This is a genomic window from Actinomadura sp. KC216, from assembly GCF_004348535.1.
Taxonomy (GTDB): domain Bacteria; phylum Actinomycetota; class Actinomycetes; order Streptosporangiales; family Streptosporangiaceae; genus Spirillospora.
Map to the genome: position 1 here is coordinate 1 of NZ_SMJX01000140.1, position 20395 is coordinate 20395.

Annotated in this window: 10 protein-coding genes; 9 read left to right on the forward strand and 1 reads right to left on the reverse strand. The window is 69.9% G+C overall.

The features are described from left to right. The 8 genes from E1264_RS23415 to E1264_RS23450 form a co-directional block, all read left to right on the forward strand. A partial coding sequence (locus tag E1264_RS23415; RefSeq protein ID WP_165964327.1) for a condensation domain-containing protein occupies positions 1-6080 on the forward strand: 6080 nt, incomplete at its 5' end. Between the two features lie 9 nt (positions 6081-6089). Further along, positions 6090-13172 carry a non-ribosomal peptide synthetase gene (locus tag E1264_RS23420; RefSeq protein WP_132176988.1) on the forward strand — a complete coding sequence of 2361 codons (7083 nt, stop codon included), beginning with the start codon at positions 6090-6092 and terminating at the stop codon, positions 13170-13172. 50 nt (positions 13173-13222) lie between these two features. Beyond that, the gene (locus E1264_RS23425) at positions 13223-14356 is read left to right on the forward strand and encodes an alpha/beta fold hydrolase (protein WP_132176990.1); all 1134 of its coding nucleotides are present in this window, start codon (positions 13223-13225) and stop codon (positions 14354-14356) included. A gap of 279 nt (positions 14357-14635) precedes the next feature. Continuing rightward, positions 14636-15256, forward strand: coding sequence for a LysE family translocator (locus E1264_RS23430; RefSeq protein ID WP_132176992.1), 621 nt, complete (start codon positions 14636-14638; stop codon positions 15254-15256). A gap of 338 nt (positions 15257-15594) precedes the next feature. Continuing rightward, a complete protein-coding gene (locus E1264_RS23435) occupies positions 15595-15912 on the forward strand; it encodes a phosphopantetheine-binding protein (RefSeq protein ID WP_132176994.1) in 318 nt (105 codons plus the stop codon). Positions 15913-15926: 14 nt separating this feature from the next. Next, the gene (locus E1264_RS23440; protein ID WP_132176996.1) at positions 15927-16847 is read left to right on the forward strand and encodes a phytanoyl-CoA dioxygenase family protein; all 921 of its coding nucleotides are present in this window, start codon (positions 15927-15929) and stop codon (positions 16845-16847) included. Positions 16848-16853: 6 nt separating this feature from the next. Further along, positions 16854-17750 carry an amidohydrolase family protein gene (locus tag E1264_RS23445; protein WP_132176998.1) on the forward strand — a complete coding sequence of 299 codons (897 nt, stop codon included), beginning with the start codon at positions 16854-16856 and terminating at the stop codon, positions 17748-17750. Between the two features lie 52 nt (positions 17751-17802). Beyond that, positions 17803-18933 carry an acyl-CoA dehydrogenase family protein gene (locus tag E1264_RS23450; RefSeq protein WP_207936102.1) on the forward strand — a complete coding sequence of 377 codons (1131 nt, stop codon included), beginning with the start codon at positions 17803-17805 and terminating at the stop codon, positions 18931-18933. Positions 18934-18939: 6 nt separating this feature from the next. Here the strand turns inward: E1264_RS23450 and E1264_RS23455 are convergent, their stop codons facing one another. Continuing rightward, positions 18940-19851, reverse strand: coding sequence for a hypothetical protein (locus E1264_RS23455; protein WP_165964328.1), 912 nt, complete (start codon positions 19849-19851; stop codon positions 18940-18942). Between the two features lie 102 nt (positions 19852-19953). Here E1264_RS23455 and E1264_RS43595 point away from each other — a divergent pair. Beyond that, positions 19954-20395 (forward strand): hypothetical protein (locus E1264_RS43595; RefSeq protein WP_165964329.1); only part of this gene is annotated, 442 nt, incomplete at its 3' end.

The window sequence follows — 20395 nt, forward strand, 5'->3', positions numbered from 1 at the left end:
CCTTCGATCCGGCGGCCGTCCGCCCGGCGGACCCGGCGCTGCTGCAGTACACGTCCGGCTCCACGGGCGCGCCCAAGGGGGTCGTCGTCTCGCATGAGAACCTGCACCACAACCAGAGGCTGATCCAGGCGGCGTTCGGGCAGGACGCCTCGTCGACGATCGTGTCCTGGCTGCCCTTCTACCACGACATGGGGCTCATCGGTAACGTCCTGCATACCGTGCATGCCGGCGCGCACGCGGTGTTCCTGTCGCCGATCGATTTCCTGCGCCGGCCCGTGACCTGGCTTGAGGCGATCAGCCGCTACCGCGCGACGGGCAGTGGCGGGCCCAACTTCGGCTACCAGCACTGCGTCGACCGGATCGGCGGGGACGACATCGCCCGGCTCGATCTGAGCCACTGGCAGGTGGCGTACTGCGGGGCCGAACTCGTCCGCGCGCCGACGCTGTCGTCCTTCGCCGACCGGTTCGCGGCGGCCGGGTTCCGGCCGGACGCGTTCCGCCCCTGCTACGGCATGGCGGAGGCGACCCTGCTCGTGGCCGCCGCGGACGGCCCCGTCCGGCAGGCGCCGAGCCCGCCCGCGGAGGGCGGCCACGCGCCCGCGTCGCTCGCGGCGTCGGGCGACCCGGTGGTGTCGTGCGGCGTCCCCTACGGGTTCCGCTGCCTCATCGTCGACGGCGACGGCAACGTGCGCCCGGACGGCGAGGTGGGAGAGGTATGGCTGAGCGGGACGAGCATCGCACGCGGCTACTGGGACAACCCTGAGGCGTCCGAGGCGTTCCACGCCGTCACCCGCTCGGGCCAGGGGCCGTTCTACCGCACGGGCGATCTCGGTTTCCTGCGCGACGGCGAGCTGTACGTGACCGGCCGGATCAAGGAACTCGTCATCATCCGCGGCCGCAACCACTACCCGTACGACCTGGAGTGGTCGATCGCCGAAGGCGCGCCGGGCGTCGTCAGGGACGGGTGCGTGGTGTTCTCCGTCGACCGCGAGCACGGCGAAGAACTGGTCGTCCAGTGCGAGTACGAGCGCGGGTGCGTCCTGCCCCACGCCGACGTCATCCGGTCGGTCCGGTCCGTCCTGCTGGAGGAGTTCGGGATCGCCCCGGCGGAGGTGTTCCTCTTCGCGGCCCGCCAGCTGCCGCGCACCAGCAGCGGCAAGCTCCAGCGGACGCTCTGCAAGTCGGCCTTCCACACGGGCGAGTCCGGCGGTCTCGGCGAACTGCTCGCGCACTGGAAGGCCGAGCCAGGCGAGCGGACCGGCGGGGCGGGCGGCTCGCCGGACACCGCCTTCCAGGCCGCCTCGGACACCGAGCGGCAGATCGTTCGGATGGTCGAACGCCTCAAGGGCCCGATCAGGATCGGCGAGGGCGACACGTTCTTCAGCGTGGGCTTCGACTCCCTCGGCATGGCCGAGCTCGCCGCCGCGCTGTCCGCGGAGACCGGCCGGGCGGTCGGCGTCGAGCTGCTCTTCGAGTGTCCGACGATCCCCGAACTCGGCGCGCGGCTGGACGCCCTGCCGCCCGCCGGCGAGCCGCCCGCCGAGCTCGCGGAGCCGGCGAGCACCGGGCCGCTTCCCCTGAGCTCGATCCAGGAGTCGATCTGGGTCGACCACCAGTCGCGGACGCCGGACAGCCGCTACAACATCCCCATCCGGATCGACTTCCCGCCGGACGTCCCGCGCGAGCGCATCGAGGAGGCGTTCGCGCTCGAAGCCGGCCGGGCGACGCTGCTGCGCTGCCAGATCCGCTGGCAGGACGGACGCCTGACCCAACTCCCCTTCGACGGCGACGAGCACCGTCCGGACGTGCTCGATCTCTCCGGTTCGGGAGCCGAGCAGGCCGCGGCGGAACTGGACGCGTGCGCCGGGGCGCTCGTCCGCGAGCCGTTCGATCTCGACGAGCGCCCGCTGTACCGCGCCGCGCTGGCGCGGCTGCCGGGCGGCTCCCACGTACTGGTCTTCGTCGCTCACCACATCATCTGCGACGGCTTCTCGCTCATGGCCTTCGCCCAGCGGCTGCTGGCGGCCTGCGGCGCGGACCGGGACGGCATCGCCGCGGAGCAGACCGCCTCCTACCGGGCCTATGTGCAACGGCAACGCGAGCTATTGGCGCGGGGTGGAGAGGAAGCGGGGGCGTACTGGCGCGGGCGGCTGGCGGGCGCCGTGCCGCTGCGGCTCCCGCGCGACCGCCGGCCCGCCGACGACGGTGCCCGAGGCCGGATCGCGAGCCGATGGATGCACCTGACCGACGAGCAGGCCGGATCGCTCGCCCGGCTGGCCCGGCGGTGCGGGACGACGCCGTTCGCCGTCGCCCTGACCGCCTTCACGACCGTCGTCGGGAGGATCACGCGGCGCTCGGACGTCGTCATCGGCGTCCCGCTTCTCGACCGCGACCTCCCCGCCATGAAGGACACGTTCGGCCCGTGCCTCAACCCGGTGACGCTGCGCCATCACCTCTCCGGCGACCAGTCCGGCACGGACCGGGTCGCGGCCGTCGGCGGCGGGCTGTCCGAGGCGCTCCGCTACCGGGCGCTGCCGCTGCGCGAGGTGGCGGGCGAGCTCACCACCGGCCAAGGTGACCGGGCGGCCCCGCTGACCTCGGTGTACTTCAACGGCCTCACGTTCGCGCCCGGTGACCGGATCGCCGCGGGATTCCTCGGCGACCAGGGCCTGGACGCACGCCTCGATCTCGACGTCTACGCGATCCTCGACGGAGACGGGAGCGGGTCGCTGCGGTGGGACTACGACGCGTCGCTCTTCGAGCCGGAGACCGTGCGCCTGTGGATGGCCGCCTTCGAGACCTGCCTCCGCCGCCTCGCGGACCGGCCGGACGAGCCGCTCGACGCGCAGCCGCTCCTGCCACCGCCCCGCCGCCGCCGGGCAGGGCGGGCAGAGCCCGCGGACACCTCCCGTCCCCTGGTCCGCATGATCAGGGACACCCTGGAGCGGATCCCGGAGCGCGTCGCGGTCGTCACCCCGCATTCCGAGACGACGTTCGGGGAGCTGCTCGAATTGAGCCGGCGCGTCAGCGGCCACCTGCGGCGGGACGCGGCGGAAGGCCCGATCGGGCTCTTCTTCCCGTCCCGGGACACCGCGCTGGCGATCTCCGCGATGATCGGCGTGCTGGACGCCGGGCGCCGCTACGTCGTCCTGGAGCCGAGGGACCCGGTGCCGCGGCTCCAGCGGATCGTCTCGGACGCGGGCGTCCACCTGGTTCTGGCGAACGGCGCGCTCCCCTGGGCCGACGAGCCGGGCCCGGAGCGCCCGCGAGTGGTGCGTATCGACGAGGCCGGGCCGATCGACACGCAGGACGATCCTGCGGCCGGACCCGACCCCGGATACCTGCTCTACACGTCCGGCACCTCGGGGGCCCCGAAGGGCGTGATCCAGGAAGCGGGCAACATCCGGTACTTCGTCGACCAGTACCGGCGGCGCCTCTCGATCACGGAGCGGGACACGCTCAGCCTCGTGTCGTCGCTCGGCTTCGACGCCGCGGTGCTGGACGTCTACACGGCGCTGGTCACCGGCGCCCGGCTCCAGGTCCTCGCCCTCCACGACAACGACACCCACCGCGATCTGTGGCAGTGGGCCCTCGACCGGTCGATCACGGTCTTCCACTCGACCCCCTCGCTCTACCGGAAGCTCATGTCCACCCGGAGCGGGCCGGACGGCGGCGGCCACCTGCGCGCCGTCGTGCTGGGCGGAGAGCCCGTCCTGCCCGCCGACGTGACCCGTCACTTCGCGCTGTCTCCCGGCGTCGAGCTCTACAACCTCTACGGCCAGGCGGAGAGCACGTTCAATTCGCTGCGGCGGTTCGAGGCGGAGCACGCCGCGCGCAACGTCACGCTGGGCGTTCCCTGCGACGGCACATCGCTGGCCGTGCGCGTCGGGCGCGTCGGGCGCGGCGGCGATCCGGAGGTGTACGAGGTAGGGGAGATCGTGGTCGAGTCCCCGCACGTCGCGAGCGGCTACCTCGGGCAACCCACCCTCACCGCCGACAGGTTCCAGGGGGGCGCCTACCGCACCGGCGACTCCGGCAGGTTCCTGCCCAACGGCGAGATCGAGCTGGTCGGCCGCGAGGACCGGCAGGTCAAGGTGAACGGGTACCGGGTGGAACCGGCCGAGATCGAGTCCCTCCTGACGACCCGTCCCGCGATCGCCCGGGCGCGGGTGCTGAAGCACCAAGGCGACGACGGCGGGGGATTCCTGACCGCGTACGTCGAGGTCCCCGACGAATCGCGGCGCGCCGCCCTCGACCCCGCGGACCTCCGCGCGTTCCTGGCCCGGAGCCTGCCCGCCTACATGGTCCCGTCCGCCATCAGCGTGCTCGACGCCTTCCCGCTCACGTCCAACAACAAGATCGACACGGCCGGGCTGCCACCGCCCGGGGAGCAGGCCCTGCTCGACCGCCGCCCCGCGCAGCCGATGAACGCGCGCGAGCGCGCCGTGGCCGACTGCATGGAGGGCGTCCTGGGGGTCGCGGTGTCCAGCCCCGCATCGTCGTTCTTCGAGCTGGGCGGGAACTCGCTCGGCGTCATCGAGCTCCTGCACCGGCTGGAGAAGGCCACCGGGCTCACGCTCTCCTTCAAGGACGTCTTCGAGACCCCGACGGTCGCCGCCATCGCCGTCCGGCTGGCGTCCGCCCCCTCCTCGACGTGGCCCGCGCTGACGCGGAACCCGTCGCGCACCGAATACCCCCTGACCTCCAGCCAGAGGAGGATCTGGGTCCAGAGCCAGCGCACGCCCTACAACGTGCTGGCGTCGATCGACGTCCGCGACGGCCTGGAGCCCCGGAGGCTGGAGCGCGCCATCGGCGCGGTCGTGGCCAGGCACGAGATCCTGCGCACGCGCTTCGTCGTGCGCGGAGACGACGGCGCCGAGGGCGGCGAGGGCGGCGAGGTCGTGCAGCGGGTCGTGCCCGCGCCGGTGGCGAGCGAGGTCCTGGTCGAGCACATGGACACGTCCGCCGCCGCCGATCAGGAGCGGAGGCTGGCGGAGCTTGAGCGCCGCGAGCTGCACCGGCGCTTCGACCTGGCCACCGGCCCGCTGTTCCAGGTGACGTACGTGACGGGCACGGCCCCGCACGACGTGCTGATGCTCTCCATGCATCACGCCATCTGCGACGCGATCTCCGTCGCCGTCTTCACCGAGGAGGTGCTGAAGGCGTACGCGCAGCGGCGCGACTCGCTGCCGATGCCGGCCGTCCAGTACGGCGACTACGCGCTCTGGGTGCGCGAGCTCGGCGAACGCGGCTTCCTCGACCCGAGCAGAACGTACTGGGAGGAGAAGCTCAAGGGTGGTGTTCCCGCTCTCCGGCTGAGGACGGACCGGCCGCGCGCCCCCGTGAAGTCGTTCACGGGGGCGGTCCACCACGGGTCCATCGACAAGGCCCTGACCGCCCGAGCCCGGGACCTGTGCCTCGCCGAGGACGTGACCCTGTTCAACGTCCTTCACGCCGTCCTCCTGCTGACCCTGTTCAACCGGACCGGGCAGACCGATCTCTGCCTGGGCACGCTGTCGACCGGCCGGGAGTTCTCGCGGCACCTGGAGTCGCAGATCGGCTTCCTCGCCAACACGCTGGCCCTCAGGACGGCCTTCTCGCCCGACACGCGCTTCCGTGAGCTGCTGGCGATCGCCAGGCGCGAGTTCCTGGAGTCTCAGGAGCATCAGCTGTTCCCGCTGGAGCGGCTCGCCGATGTGGTCCCGCGCGAGGAGCCGGGGCGCGGCTTCCTGTTCGACGTCCTCATGGTGCTGCACGGCCATGGCGTTCTGGAGGAGCGGGTGCGCCGCGAGACCGGCGTCGAGATCGCGCTCCGCGACCGCCGCGAGTGCATCTCCAAGTTCGACCTGACCTTCAACTTCGCGCCGCGCGGCGGGCGCGTCGACGTGCTGGTCGAGTTCGATCCGCAGCTGTACGACGAGGGTTCGGTCGCCCTGCTCTGGCGGCGGTTCACGGCGCTGCTCTCGGAGGTCGTGGGCTCCCCCGACCGGCGGCTCCGCGAGTACAGCGGGGCGGTCGAGGAGGAGAGGGAGCGGATCGCCGCCGCCGGTATCGAGATCGAGTTCGAGTTCGACTTTTAGGACGAGACGATGGTCGAGAAGATGCTGGACCCGAGGATCGCCCTCGATTTCTGGGTGCGGAAGATCGGCGGCGCCCAGCGGCCGGACCTGCCCATGGCGCTCACCCCCACGGGCTCGAACGGCGACCCGGCCGCCGCCGATGCGACCGGGACGCGGCGCTGGTCGCGGACCCTCTCCGACGAAGACCTCCGCGTCCTGAAGAAGGCGTGCCGGGGCGACGTGGAGGCGGAGCTGGTCATCCACGTCACCCTGTACCGGGTCCTGCTCTCGTACTACTTCGGGCCCTCCGCCGACCTGGTCGCGGCGGGCGGGCCGCCGGGCGGCGGCTCCCGGGCGCCGCTGTTCTACACCGTGCCGTTCAACATGGACGGGACGCTCAAAGACGCGATAGATGTGACCCGGACCGAGACGCTCGAAGGCGCCCCGTACCGCGACTACTCCTGGGAGGGCCTGCGCGATTGGATGATCGCCCAGGAGCGGACGCGGGCTCCGGGCGCGGGCGTCGAGGGTTCTGCGCCGCTCACCGGCCTCGGCGTCGTCCGCTTCGGGCTGGTGTGCGGCGCGGATCCGGCGGCGAACGCGTGGCTGGAGGGTGAGACGGCCCTCTGCCTCACGGTGCCGGTCGCGGCGCATGACCGGGAGGTCGGCCTGTCCTGCGGGCCGGGGGCGGGGTGCGATGAGCGGCTCGCCGCCCAGTTCCTGCGGCACTATGTCGAACTCGTGCGGGGCTTTCACCGGCACCTCGACCGTCCGCTGCGGCGGGTCCCGTTCCTCGCGTCCGCAGAGGTCGAGCGGCTCGCCGCCGCGCTGCGCGGCCCGCTGCCGGACCCGGACCTGCCGCCCAGCCTGCTCGTCGACCTCAAGCGCCAGGTCGCCGCCACCCCCGACGCCGTGGCGGTCGTGGACGGCGGCGGCGAGCTCACCTACCGCCTGCTGGACGAGAGCGCCAACCGGCTCGCGCATTTCCTCATGGAAACGCATGGTGTCCGGCGCGGGGACTTCGTCGGGGTCGCGCTGCCCGACAGCCGGGACCTGCTCGTGGCGGTCCTGGCGGTGCTCAAGGCCGGTGCGGCGTACGTGCCGATCGACCTGCGCTATCCGGTGGACCGCAAGGCGCTGCTGGTCGAGCAGAGCGGCGCCGTCGCCGTGATCGCGCGGGACCCCGCCGACCTGGGCACGTCCGCCGCCGCGAACGTGGTGGCGCTGTCGCGCCACGCGGACCGGATCGCCGGATGCCCGGCGAGCGACCCTCCGGTGACCGTCCGCGCGGACGACGCCGTCTATGTGATCTTCACGTCCGGATCGACCGGGACGCCGAAGGGGGTCGCCGTCGAGCACGGGGCCTTCCGCAATCTCCTGTCCTGGTACACGCGGAAGGTGTGCGGAGAGGCGCGCCCGGACTTCCTCCTCATCGCCCCGGTCAGCTTCGATCTGGCCCAGAAGAACCTTTTCGCGCCCCTCATGTGCGGTGGGCGGCTGCACCTCCTGGGGGCGGCGCTCGACGACTATTCGGCCATGGCCGCCTACATCGACGCGCAGGGCATCGACGTCGTCAACTGCGCCCCGAGCGCCTTCTATCCGCTGCTGGAGTTCGGTGCCGAGCACCGGTTCCATCCGCTGCGGTCGCTGCGCCACGTGGTGCTCGGCGGTGAACCGATCGACGGCGCGAAGCTGAGCGAATGGGCCGGGTCACCGAACTTCCGGGCCACGATCATGAACTCCTACGGGCCCACCGAGTTCACCGACGTCGTCAGCTACCACGACCTCGCCGTGGGCGACCTGCGGCCGGACGGCCGGACGATCCCCATCGGCCGCCCCGTCGACGGCATCCACCTGTTCGTCCTCGATCCGGAGCGCCGGCTGTGCGCGCCCCACATGGTCGGCGAGCTCTACCTCGGCGGCGCCGGGCTCTCCAAGGGCTACATCAACGACCCGGACGAGCACGCGAGGCGCTTCGCCCGCTTCGAGGTGAGCGAGACCGGTTTCGACGGCGTCCTGTACCGGACCGGGGATCTCGTCCGCTGGACCGGGGACGCCCGGCTCGAATACCTCGGCCGCGCCGACGACCAGGTGAAGATCAACGGGTTCCGGATCGAGCCGGGCGAGGTGGAGCGGGCGATCCGCCGCCTGGACGGCGTGCAGGACGTGGTCGTCTGCGCCAAGCCGGTCCGGGGCGAGAACGTCCTGGTGGCGTACTTCATCGCCGGTACGCCACTCGACCCGCGGACGTTGCGGGCGCAGGTCGCGGAGAGCCTGCCGGCCTTCGCCGTCCCGGCCCACTTCTGCCAGCGGACGTCGTTCCCCCGCACGCCGAGCGGGAAGCTCGACAAGCAGGCGCTGCCCGCACCCACCGGGGGAGACGTCTCGGCGGGCGTGTTCGAGGCGCCGGTCACCCCGGCGGAGGAGCGGCTCGCGCGCATCTGGGCGCGGCTTCTGGACGCCGACCAGGTGGGACGGTTCGACGACTTCTTCTCGCTGGGCGGGCACAGCCTCACGGCCCTCCGGCTGCTGTCGCACATCTCCAGGGATTTCGGCGTCGAGATCACGCTCGACACCGTCTTCGCGCACCCCCGTCTGGACGAGCTGGCCAGGGCCGTCAGCGCGGCCGATCCGGGCCGGTTCGCAAGCATTCCGCGGCTCGCTCCGGCCGACGACCACGAACCGTCCAACGCGCAACTCCGGCTCTGGCTCGCCTCCCAGTTCGGGGACGCGTCCCAGGCGTACAACCTCCATTCGACCTACGACATCCGGGGCGAGGTCGCGCCGGACCGGCTGGAAAGCGCGCTCCGCCAGGTCATCGAGAAGCACGAGAGCCTCCGCACGGCGTTCCGGCCCGGCCCGGACGGCGGCGTGCGGCAGGTGATCCGCCCCGCCGCGTCGCTCGACTTCCACATAGAGCGGGTCAAACTGCCCCACGGCGCGGCCGGCGACGATCTGGAGGGCTTTCTTGCCGAGTTCGTGGCGAGACCCTTCGACCTCGCCCAAGGCCCGCTTCTGCGCGCCGCCCTCGTGGAGACGGAGGAAGGGCGGAGCACCTTCTCCTTCGCGATCCACCACACCATCTGCGACGCCTGGTCGCTGGGCGTCTTCGTGAGCGACCTGCTCAGGTTCTACGACCCCGCGACGGCGGGGCCGCCGGTCGCCCGGCTCGACATCCAGTACAAGGACTACGCGGTGTGGCAGCGGGACCGGCTGGCGTCCCGGGACCACGAGGCCCACCGCCGCTACTGGCTCGACACCCTGGCGGGGATCGAGGCCGTCCCGCCGGTCGACCTCCCCGGCTGCCGGGCACGGCCCGCCGTCAAGACCTACAGCGGCGCGGTCGTCGGCCACGTCTTCCCCGCGCCCTTCGTCTCACGGCTGGAGGAGCTGGGCGTCCAGCGCGGATGCACCCTGTTCATGGTGCTGGTGGCGGCCATCAAGGCGACGCTCTTCCGCCAGACCGGCCAGCCGGACATCACGCTCGGGACGCCGGTCGCCGGCCGGGACCACGTCGATCTGGAAGGGCAGATCGGGTTCTACGTGAACACGCTGCCCCTCCGCACGACGCTGTCGGCGGACGAGACGTTCGACGCGCTCCTCGCCAAGGTCAGGGCCGGGACCACCGCCGCGCTGGAGCACCGGGCCGACCCGTTCGACTCCGTCGTGGACGACCTCGGGCTGCGCCGCGATCCGAGCCGCAGCCCCGTGTTCGACCTGCTGGTCGTCCTGCAGAACGCGACCGAGAACCAGGCCCTCAACCACATCGAGGGCTCAGGGTTCCGGCTCCGGAGAAGGCCCGTCCCCCAGCGGTTCAGCAAGTTCGACGCGACCTTCAACTTCTCCGACCAGGGGCCCGAGACCGGGCTCGAACTCCAGGTCGAGTACAACACCGACCTTTACGACGCGGGCGCCGTCCGCCGGTTCATCGGCGCCCTGGAGACCCTCCTCGCCGACGCGTGCGACGACGCGGCGCGCCCGCTGGACCGGCTGCGGTGCCTCCCGGAGGCCGAGCGCGACGTCGTGCTGAACGACTTCGGCCGCGGCAGGCGCGACCCGGCGTACACGCCGTTCCTGACCCGGTTCGCCGCCAGGTGCGCGGCCTCGGGGGCCGACACGGCGCTCCGCTTCGAGGACGAGGTGGTGTCCTATGCGGAGCTGGACGCCCGGTCCGACCAGTTCGCCGGGTTCCTCGTCCAGGAGATGGGCGTGCGCCCCGGGGACCGCGTCGCGGTCCTCCACGGGCGCGACGACTGGCTCGTCGCGTGCCTGATCGGCGTCCTGAAGGCCGGGGCCGCCTTCGTGCCGCTCGATTCGGCGTATCCCGCCCGCCGGATCGAGTTCATCCTCGACGACTGCGACTGCAACGTCGTCGTCGACCCGCCGCTCGTGAACCGGTTCCGGGCGGGCCTCGGCTCCTGGCCGGTGCCCCCGGCGGTGTCGGCGGCCCCGGTGGCGCCGTCGCCCGCGGCGGTCGCCTACCTCATCTACACCTCCGGATCCACCGGCGAGCCGAAGGGGGTGCAGATCACCCACGACAACCTCGCGGCGTTCCTGCAGTGGTCCCTGCGCGAGTTCGCGGGCACGGACGCCGGCGTGGTCTTCGCGGCCACCTCGATCTGCTTCGACCTCTCGATCTTCGAGCTCTTCTTCACCCTGTCGGCCGGGAAGACCATCCGGCTCATCGAGTCACCGACGCGGATCGGGGAGTGGCTCGGCGCGCACCGGCGCATCCTCCTCAACACGGTGCCGTCGGTGATCCTGGAGCTCTGCCGGTCGGGCCACGACCTCGCGAACGTCACGGCGATCAACATCGCGGGCGAGCCCGCCTCGCCGCTGCTCCGCGAGCTGCTGGACCACCGCCGGATCGAGGTCAGGAACCTGTACGGCCCGTCCGAGGACACGACCTACAGCACCGTCTACCGCTTCGAGGACGGCACCCAGAACGTCCCCATCGGGCGGCCGGTCGACAACACCCGCGTCTACGTCCTGGATCGATCGATGCGGCCGGTCGGGATCGACGTGACCGGGGAGATCTACCTGTCGGGCCGTGGCGTCTGCCGGGGCTACGTCAACCGTCCCCGCCTCAACGAGGAAGCGTTCCTCGAACATCCGGCGTTTCCCGGTGAACGGCTGTACCGGACGGGCGACTACGCCAGGTGGATGCCGGACGGCAACCTGATGTTCCTCGGCCGCCGCGACGCGCAGGTGAAGGTCCGCGGGCGCCGCATCGAGCTGGGGGAGATCGAGGTCGCGATGCAGCGGCTCCCCGGCGTCCGGCAGGCCGCCGCCCTGATCAGGGACGACGGGAGCACGACCGACCTGGAGGCCTACTACGCGGGAGACGGGCCGGGGGAGCCGTGTGACCCGGACGAGGTCAGGCGCATGCTCGCCGCCGCCCTGCCGAGCTACATGGTCCCGCCGGCGATCGTGCGCCTGGAGGAGCTCCCGCTGACACCGAACGGCAAGGTGGACCGGCAGGCGCTGCTCCGCCGCCCCGCCCCCGGACGGACGGAAGCGGCCCGCGCCGCCACCGCCGCACCGGAGAACGAGCTGGAGCGGCGCGTCCTGGCGAGCTGGCAGTCCGTCATCGGGGCACCGGACGCCGGCATCGACGACTCGTACTTCGATCTGGGCGGCGACAGCCTCCGCGCCATGACGATCGTCGCCGAGCTGAACGAGGAGCTCGGCGGGGAGCTGCGGATCAGCGACCTCTACCACCACCCCACCGTGCGCCGCCTGGCGGCGGAGATCCGGCGCCGGCAGGCGGGCCCCGGAGCCCGCGAACCGCACGCGGTCGCCCCGGCGCGCGTCCCCGATACCGCGACCGAGTACCCGATCACGCCCTCCCAGTCCGGCATCTACTACCTGCAGCGGCTCGATCCGCGCAGCACGGCCTACAACATCCCGCTGTCCCTCGCCGTCCGCGGCCCCCTCGACGCGGCGCGCCTCCAGGGAGCCGTCGACGAGCTCGTCCGGCGGCACGACGCGTTCCGCACGCGCTTCGCCATCCGCAACCGCCGGGTGGTCGGCCTGGTGGAGCCCGCCGCCGAGGTCCCGATCGTGCGGGCGGAGATCGAGCCGGGCGAGGAGGCGGAGATGCTGCGCGGGTTCGTGCGGCCGTTCGACCTCGCCAGGGCGCCGCTGGTGCGCGTCAAGCTCGCGAGCCTCTCGGACGACGAGCACTACATCGTCATCGACGTCCATCACGTTGTCTTCGACGGGGCCTCGGTCGCGCTGCTGATGGACGAGCTGGTGCGGCTGTACCGCGGCGCCTCCCCGTCCGAGACGACGGGGCTCCGCTACGCCGACCACGCGCTGCTCCTGGAACAGGAAGGCGCGGACGTGCGGGCGCAGCAGCGCGCCTACTGGCTGGAGAAACTCGGCGGCGAGCGGACGGGCGCCGCCCTGGACCTGCCGTACGACTTCCCGAGGGGAAAGGTGCAGCGATTCAGTGGCGACTACGTCGAGCTGTGGGTCGGGGCAGACGAGCGCCGGCGGGTGGAATCGCTGGCCAGGGCGGCGGGCACGACCGTGTTCTCCGCGCTGTTCTCGCTGTTCGCGGGCGCCCTGGCGCACATCTGCCGGCAGGACGCCGTCACGATCGGCATTCCGGTGGAGTGCCGGCGCGACCCGCGGATCCGGGAGACCATCGGGATGTTCGTGAACACCCTCGCCGTCCGGGTGGAGGTCGACCGCGCGAGGCCGCTCCAGGAGCTGCTGGCGGCGCACGGCACCGAGCTGTTCGCGGCGCTGGACCACCAGGAGTACCCGTTCGAGACCCTGGTCGGTGATCTGGGGATCCGGGAGGACGGCGGTCACAACCCGCTGTTCGAGGTCATGTTCGCGTACTATCCGCGGCTGCCCGTCGAGGGCCTGCTCCTCGGCGAAGGGCTCGTGCTGGAGCATTTCCGCGTCGACCGTCCCCGCATCAGCAAGTTCCCGCTCACGTTCCTGGTCGACGAGGTCGAGGACGGCCTGCGCGTGAGCCTCAACTACGACAGCTCCCTGTTCAGACGGGAGACGGCGGAGGCGATGGGCGACGCGGTCCGCCGGGTCTTCGACCTGGTGCGGGCCCCGTCGACGCCGCTGTCCGAGCTCCCACCGTTCTGAGTGCCGCGCCGCAGCGGTGAACTCCCGGTTCGACGTCAAAGGGCATCGAGATGCAGACCAAGGACGAAGTGACGGCCGCGATCAGGGCTCTCTGGTCGGAGGTCCTGGACGCCGGCGAGCTCTCGGGAGACGTCGACTTCTTCGCGGCGGGCGGCAGCTCGCTCAAGTCGCTCATCCTGCTGACGGAGCTGAACGAGACCTTCGCGACGGAGTTCGAGATCGCGGAGCTGGTCGACTGCCGGACGATCGACACGCAGTCCGAGGCGGTCTGGAACCGGCTCACCCGCGGGGAGGCGTCCCGGGACGAGCAGAGCGTCCTGGTGCCGCTGGCCAGAGCCGACGAGGGGAGCGGCGGGCAGGGCGCGAGGATCGTCGCCGTGCACGACGTCAGCGGCGACATCTACGGCTACACGAGCCTGGCCGGGGAACTCTCCGGCCGCGCGGACCTCTACGGGATCAAGCTGGCGCACGAGCGGTTCGACGCGCCGCGGGAGCTTTCCCTTTCCGGCCTGGCCGGGGAGTACGTGGCGGCGGTCGAGTCGGAGCTCGACGGCTCCCGGCCGCTGGTGATCCTGGGGTGGAGCCTGGGCGGGATGGTCGGGTTCGAGATGGCCAAGCTCCTCGGCCGGCGCGGGCGCCCGGTGGCGCGGCTCGTCCTCCTCGACTCGCCGTACGAGTTCGATCTGCCGGGCCCGGACGACGCCGGGCGCGGCGCCTTCCTCCCCGAGCACGAGCGGGCGTTGCTCGGCGAATTCGGCTGGCTCGGCGGCGACGAACCCCTGTTCCGGGACGGGGAGTCGGTGGCGGACATGTGGCGGGCGGTCCGAGCACGCCTCGACGCGCCGGCGAAGGAGCGCTTGGCGGCCGAGCTGCAGCGCCGTTTCCCGCTGATGGCCCGCGTGATCCCGCACCTCTCCAGCCTGAACACGCTGGAGTTCGTGTGCTACATCAACCGATTCCGCTCGGTCTTCCAGGCCGGGCGGGGCTACCGCCCCACGGGTTCGGCGGCCGTGCCCATCGAGTTCCTGGCGGCGAGCCGGTCACGGAACTTCGATCCCCGCTGGTCGGCCCACACGTCGGCGGGCTTCCGGCAGCGGCCGCTGGACGGCGACCATTTCTCCGTGCTCGACCGCAGATCCATCCAGGCGACCGCGCAGGCCATTCTCGCCACGAACGCCCGGTGAGCCGATCCCGCACGCCCGCTCATTCATGAGATCGCTCACCTGGGAAGTTATTCGCCGATCTCCTTGACCGACTCGTGCGACCTGGTGATCACCAACGAACGGGCGCCGGGTGGTACGGTGGCGGCAGGCGATGAACCGCCGCCGCGCCGATACGGGGGCATGGCAACGGGTCGGCCGACAGTTCCGCAAATCTGCGAAGAGTGCGGTGAGTAATCCCGCCTGGTATCACCACTGCTTCGTCATCAATCGGGGATAGGTCATAGAACGGGGCGAGTATCGATGGACATCAACTGGTTAGCCGCGGTCACGGGGTTCGCGATCGCGTTGACGAGCACTCCGGGGCCGAACAACACCATGGCCGCGGCGTCCGGGGCCAACTACGGATTCCGGAAGACGCTGCCCCTCATGTCGGGGGTGGCCGTCGGGGTGGCCCTGATCCTCATGCTGGTCGCCATGATGAGCTCTCCCATCACCCAGGAGTCGCGCGTCCATGAGATTCTCAAATGGGTGGGGTTCGTCTATCTCGCCTGGTCCGCCTGGAAAATCGCCAAGGCCCGACCGGCAGTACCGGGAGAGAAGCAAGACGGCGAAGAAGACCAGAGCAAGCCGTTCACCATAAAGCAAGGCGGGCTGCTGCAGTTCGTCAACGTAAAACTCTGGGTCATTGCCGCCGGCGCGGTGGCCACCTATGGCAGTGCGGCCGGCGCCGCCAGTCCCATCGCCGTCGGGCTGCTGTTCGCGCTGATCTTCGGGACCGCCACATTCGCCAGCCTGATCATGTGGACAATGATCGGCGTCGGTGTCGGGCGTATCGTCCGGACCGCGCGAGCCATGCGCATATTCAACTACGTCATGGCGGGCCTGCTCGTCGCGTCGCTGATCCCGGTGATGCTCGAATAGCAGGGCCCTCGACACTCACGGTGAATCGGAACCGGCGGGCCTCCCAAATGGCCCCTCGGGAATGGGCCTGCCGGTACGTCCGAAAACTGGGCGCCGCAACCGCCGTCCGAGTTCACGCTCGCCCCGTCGAAGCTACGACACGCGGCGGTAAGTATTGCCTGACCAGCGCCTTCTCGACCCGGACCGACCGCGGCACGCTACCGGGAACAGGCTGAGGCGGACCGAAATCACCGGTCACCCGCCCACTCTTGAAACGGTAAGAAGCCGAGCGTAGCATCGACATTCCCTGGCCCCTATTCTTGGCGACCTTTGGCCATTACCGACCGCAGCACTTCCGGGTGGCCGCCCAACTCATTTCCGCCTCGAACGCCCAGAAGAAAGTGCCGATGTCGACCCAAGCAAGCCTCTATGACGATGTCTGCCGAGCGCTGATCGCGATGCTCGGCGCGGACGGCGCGGCTCGCCAGGCCGACCTGTCCCCGTCCACGCCGCTCGAATCGCTGGGCATGGATTCGATGAAGTACATCAACCTGCTGTTGAGCCTGGAGGACATCATCGGCAAGGAACTCGACGAGGTCGCCGAACATATCGAGCTCGCCGAGATCACCACGGTCGGCCGTCTCGTCGACCTGGTGGAGCGGCTGCGAGACCTCTGACGGGAGCCGGAACCATGAGCGACGCCGAGCTCGACACGCAAGCCCTGATGCCCACCGACGAGGACATCGCCTTTTACCAGCGCAACGGCTACTACGTCTCGAAACAGGTCCTCAGCGACGAGCTGATCGACGCGGCCGTTGAGGGCAGCGAACGGATTTATCGCTGCGATTACGACGAGCGCTTCCCGTGGAGCGACAACCCGCGCGTCGATCGCAGCTTCGGCGTGCCCTTCACCGACCGCAGCCGCAGCCGCACCGACGGCTACGCGTCCTTTCACAGCTTCGGGCTCCGCGCCCTGGCCCGGCTGCCGATCATCTCGGCGATCGCGGCCGCCCTGACCGGCGCCGAAGAGATCAGGTACTGGAAAGACCAGCTCATCTACAAGCCGCCCGCGCGCGAATCCGACGAGAACGAAGGGGTCACCGGATTCCATCAGGACAAACGCTATTGGGCCACCTGCAAGTCCGACCGGATGATAACCGCGTGGATCCCGTTCCAGGACTGTTCGACGCGGAACGGCTGCCTTGTGATGATCAAGGGGAGTCACCGATGGCGGAACAACCACGCGCTGGTCACCTTCGATGAAAAGAACATGGACTTCATCAAGGAAAAGCTGATCAACACCCAGGGCGACGAGCTGGTCGAGGTGCCCATGGAGTTGAAGCGGGGTCAGGTGAGCTTCCACGACTGCTACACGATCCATGGCAGCTATGCGAACCGGTCCGACTCGCCGCGGCGCGCCCTGTCGGTGCACCTCCAGGACGGGGAGAACCGCTACCGCAACCTGAACTTCCTGAGCTCGGAAGGCCCGGTCTATCAGCACTCCCACGACCTGGTCTGCCGGAAAACGGCGAACGGGCTCCCGGACTACAGCGATCCCGAGATATTCCCAACGCTGCATCCCGCGCCGGGGACGACCGGGCACGCGGGCTGAGCGGCCATGATCGACATCCACGTCCACCTGGCGGACGCACGGTGCATCTCACCCGGATTCATCGCGGGCGTCGCGGGCTCGATGGTCGAAGGCGGCGGGTCCGCCGCGGGCGGCAACGTCGAGCGCGCCGTACGCCTCTACCTCTCGGACCGGAAGGCGCGCCGGCTCCTGTCGCAGATGGACGCCCACGGCATCGCCAGGTCAATCCTGCTGATCGCCGACTTCGGCCCGGCGCTCGGCGAGCCCGCGCTGTCCATCGAGGAGATCCACGAGCACCACGCCGCGGTGGCGGAGGCGTCCGGCGGCCGCCTGGCGTTCTTCGCCGGCTTCGACCCGTCTCGCGGGGCCGCGGCGTTGAGCACCGTCAAGCGCTGGACGGCGTCGCCCGGATGTGAGGGCGTCAAGCTCTATCCGCCCTGCGGCTTCGAGCTGGACGACGAGCGAATGCTGCCGCTCTGGAAGCATTGCAGCGACAACGGCATTCCCGTCCTGACCCATTCGGGGGCCTCGCTGCCGACCCTTCGCAAAGAGCAAAGGTATCCGCAGAGCGTCGAGGAGATCATCCGGCGGTTCCCCGACATCCGCATCGCGCTGGCGCACGGCATGGTCTGGGATCTGGACGGCACCATCAAACTCCTCCAGCGGCATCCCGGGAATCTCTACTCGGATATCTCGTCTTTCCAGCTGCTCTCACCGCACGATCTGGAGATCATGCTGGAAAGCTGCGCGAAGGTGCCCAACCAGGTCATCTTCGGGTCCGACGCGCCGCTCTACGATCTCTCCGGAAACCTCGGTCCGAAGCTCGAAAAGATGCGGAGCATCCTGGCGCCCGAAGGGCAGGCCAAGCTGTTCGAGCTGAATGCGCAGACGTTCCTCTACGGCACCGGCACCAGCACCGACTGACCATTCCTCGCGCAACGGTGAATTCGTGGACTCAATCTACTTCTCCCCGGAGATGGACGCCTTCCGCAGTCGCACGCGCCGCTTCCTCCAGGATCACATCGCGCCGCATCTCGAAACCTGGGAATCGGAGCGCAGCATTCCACGCGAAACCTGGAAGCTCCTCGCGGAGGAAGGGCTCCTCGGGCTGCACTACCCGCGCGCATACGGGGGCCGCGAGCTCCCGTTCTTTCATTCGGCCGCCTACCTGGAGGAGCTGGGGCATCTCGGCAGCGGCGGTTTCCGTGGCGCGATGTCCGTCCACAGCTACATGGCGACGAGCTACCTCCACCTGGCGGGCGACCATCGCCAGAAACTCGACTATCTGCAACCCGCCATCCAGGGCGACATGATCGCCGCACTGGCGATCACGGAAGCCCAGGCCGGTTCCGATGTGTCGGGCATCCGCTGTGAGGCACGACCCACCCCGACCGGCGATCGCTACACCATTCGGGGCAGCAAAGCCTTCGTGACCAACGGCATGAATGCGGACTTCATCGTCACCGCGGTAAAGATGAGAAACGGCCCGGCCGTGACCGGCGGTTCCAACGACATCTGCCTCTTCCTGCTCGACCCTCGTGCGCCGGGAGTGACGAGGACCCCGGTGGAAAAGATGGGCTGGCACTGCTCCGACACCGCGACCGTGGAATTCGACGACACCGTGGTCGAAGCCGACCGGCTCCTCGGCCGCCCGAACACGGGATTCTTCTGGATCATGAAGGCGTTCCAGATCGAGCGCATCGCGGCGGCCCTGCTGGCGCTGGGCGAGATCGACCACGGCCTCGACCTGGCCCGGCGGTACGCGAACGAGCGCCGGGTGTTCGGCAAGCCGATCGTCGCCCACCAGGCGGTCAGCCATCGGCTGGCCGAGCTGGTCAGCCATGCGGAGGCGGCGCGCCAGCTCACCTACCACGCGGCCTGGCTGTACAGCCGGGGAAAGCCGGCCGTGTCCCAGTGCGCCATGGCGAAACTGCGGGCCACCGAACTCGCCGTCGAGGTGGCGGGCCAGTGCCTGCAGGTCTTCGGCGGCCACGGATACCTCGCGGAGGCGCCGATCTCCCGCCTCTTCAGGGACACGCGGCTCGACACGATCGCGGGCGGGACCAGCGAGATCATGAAGGAGATCATCGCCGAGAGCGAGCTGTGAGCGCCGTCAGGTCTTCTGCAGGACGAAACAACCCCACCGAAAGTAGCCCACGGTGAGGCAGGTAAACGACGTTCCTGCGGGCACGGGCGTCGAAGCCGCGTAGTCGCTGAGATTGATCAGCGCGTCACACGAGAACACGTGGCCCATCCGTGCGAGGTTGTCCAGATAGAAGGTCTCCTTTTTCACGCCGAGCTCCCGCATGAGATTACGCTGGATCAGCATGTTGTAGTTGCCCCAGAAGACCTTTTCCATCCGTTCCCGCGGATGGTCCGGCGGGATGGCGCGCCACAGCTTGCCCAGGTTCTTGACGGAGTTGTCCACGAACTCCAGCACGCCGAACGTCTTGCTGAGATGGGACAGATCGCTGCTGGTCGCCAGGTACTTCAGCTCATACGGGCCTTCCGTCCGCGACAGGACGAACGACATCGCCCCGTCGCTCAGGATCGACTCGCACGAGTCCATGAACCGGTCCCGATCGCGCGCGCACTTGTCGCCCACGATGACCAGGACCTGTGAATACTCGTTCGCGCGCAGCAGGCTGGAGCCGAGTTCGAGCGCCGCCGACAGATTGGAGCATTTCGAGAGCGTGACCCCGTACAGCTTGGCGTCGCCGAGGCCGTGGTCACCGAGGATCTGCGCCACCTCGGGATAGTCGAGCCCCACGGCATGGATCGAGTTGACCGTCGTGGCCAGCAAAACCGCCCCGACCTCGGCCGGATCCACACCGCTCGACCGCATGGTCTCGCCGACCGAACGATTGCAGAGCTCGCCCAGTCCGAGCGGGCTCTTCCGAAAGAAGCGAAGACCGAGCTTGGTATAGATCTGGACCTGCTCCAGGTCACCGTCCTCGATCTCGGTGAGCGGAACGCCGTCGCCGACTGTGTACGCAAGGCCACGAAGGTAGAGCGGCTGACCCATGATTCTTAAGATACGTGTAAAGCGATGTAAGGAATAGCCGCGAGCCGAAGAACGGGCCCGAGCGGGGTCGGACGGCCGGCTGCTCGGCGAGGGGTCGGCGGGATGAGCGGGAAACGTGAGGTCGATTCGGCGGCGGAGCGCTACATCCTCGACGGTCTCTGGCGTTTCGCCGTCGTCCAACTGTTCGTGGGGGTCGCCCTTCTGATGGTCGGCACTTTCGCCCTCGGTGCCACGGTGGACGAGGTCGAGGCCACCCGCCGTGTCGAGCGAGGTGACGGCGTGCGAGGGGTGTTCACCGCGGAATCGAAGCATTGCTCGCGAGGCGGCTGCACGTGGTACGGCGTGTTCCGGTCCGACGGCTGGTGGATGGACCTCGTCGGGGTCGAGCTGCGGGGGGTGGACGAGGATTCGCTGTCGGCCGGGGAATCGGTCCCCGCGCTGGACGTCGGTACGGGCGACTTCGTCCACAGGATCGGCGCGGCACCGGAGTGGGGTAACGCCGCCGCCGCGGGCTTCGTGGCCGTCCTGACCGGGGGCATGGGGG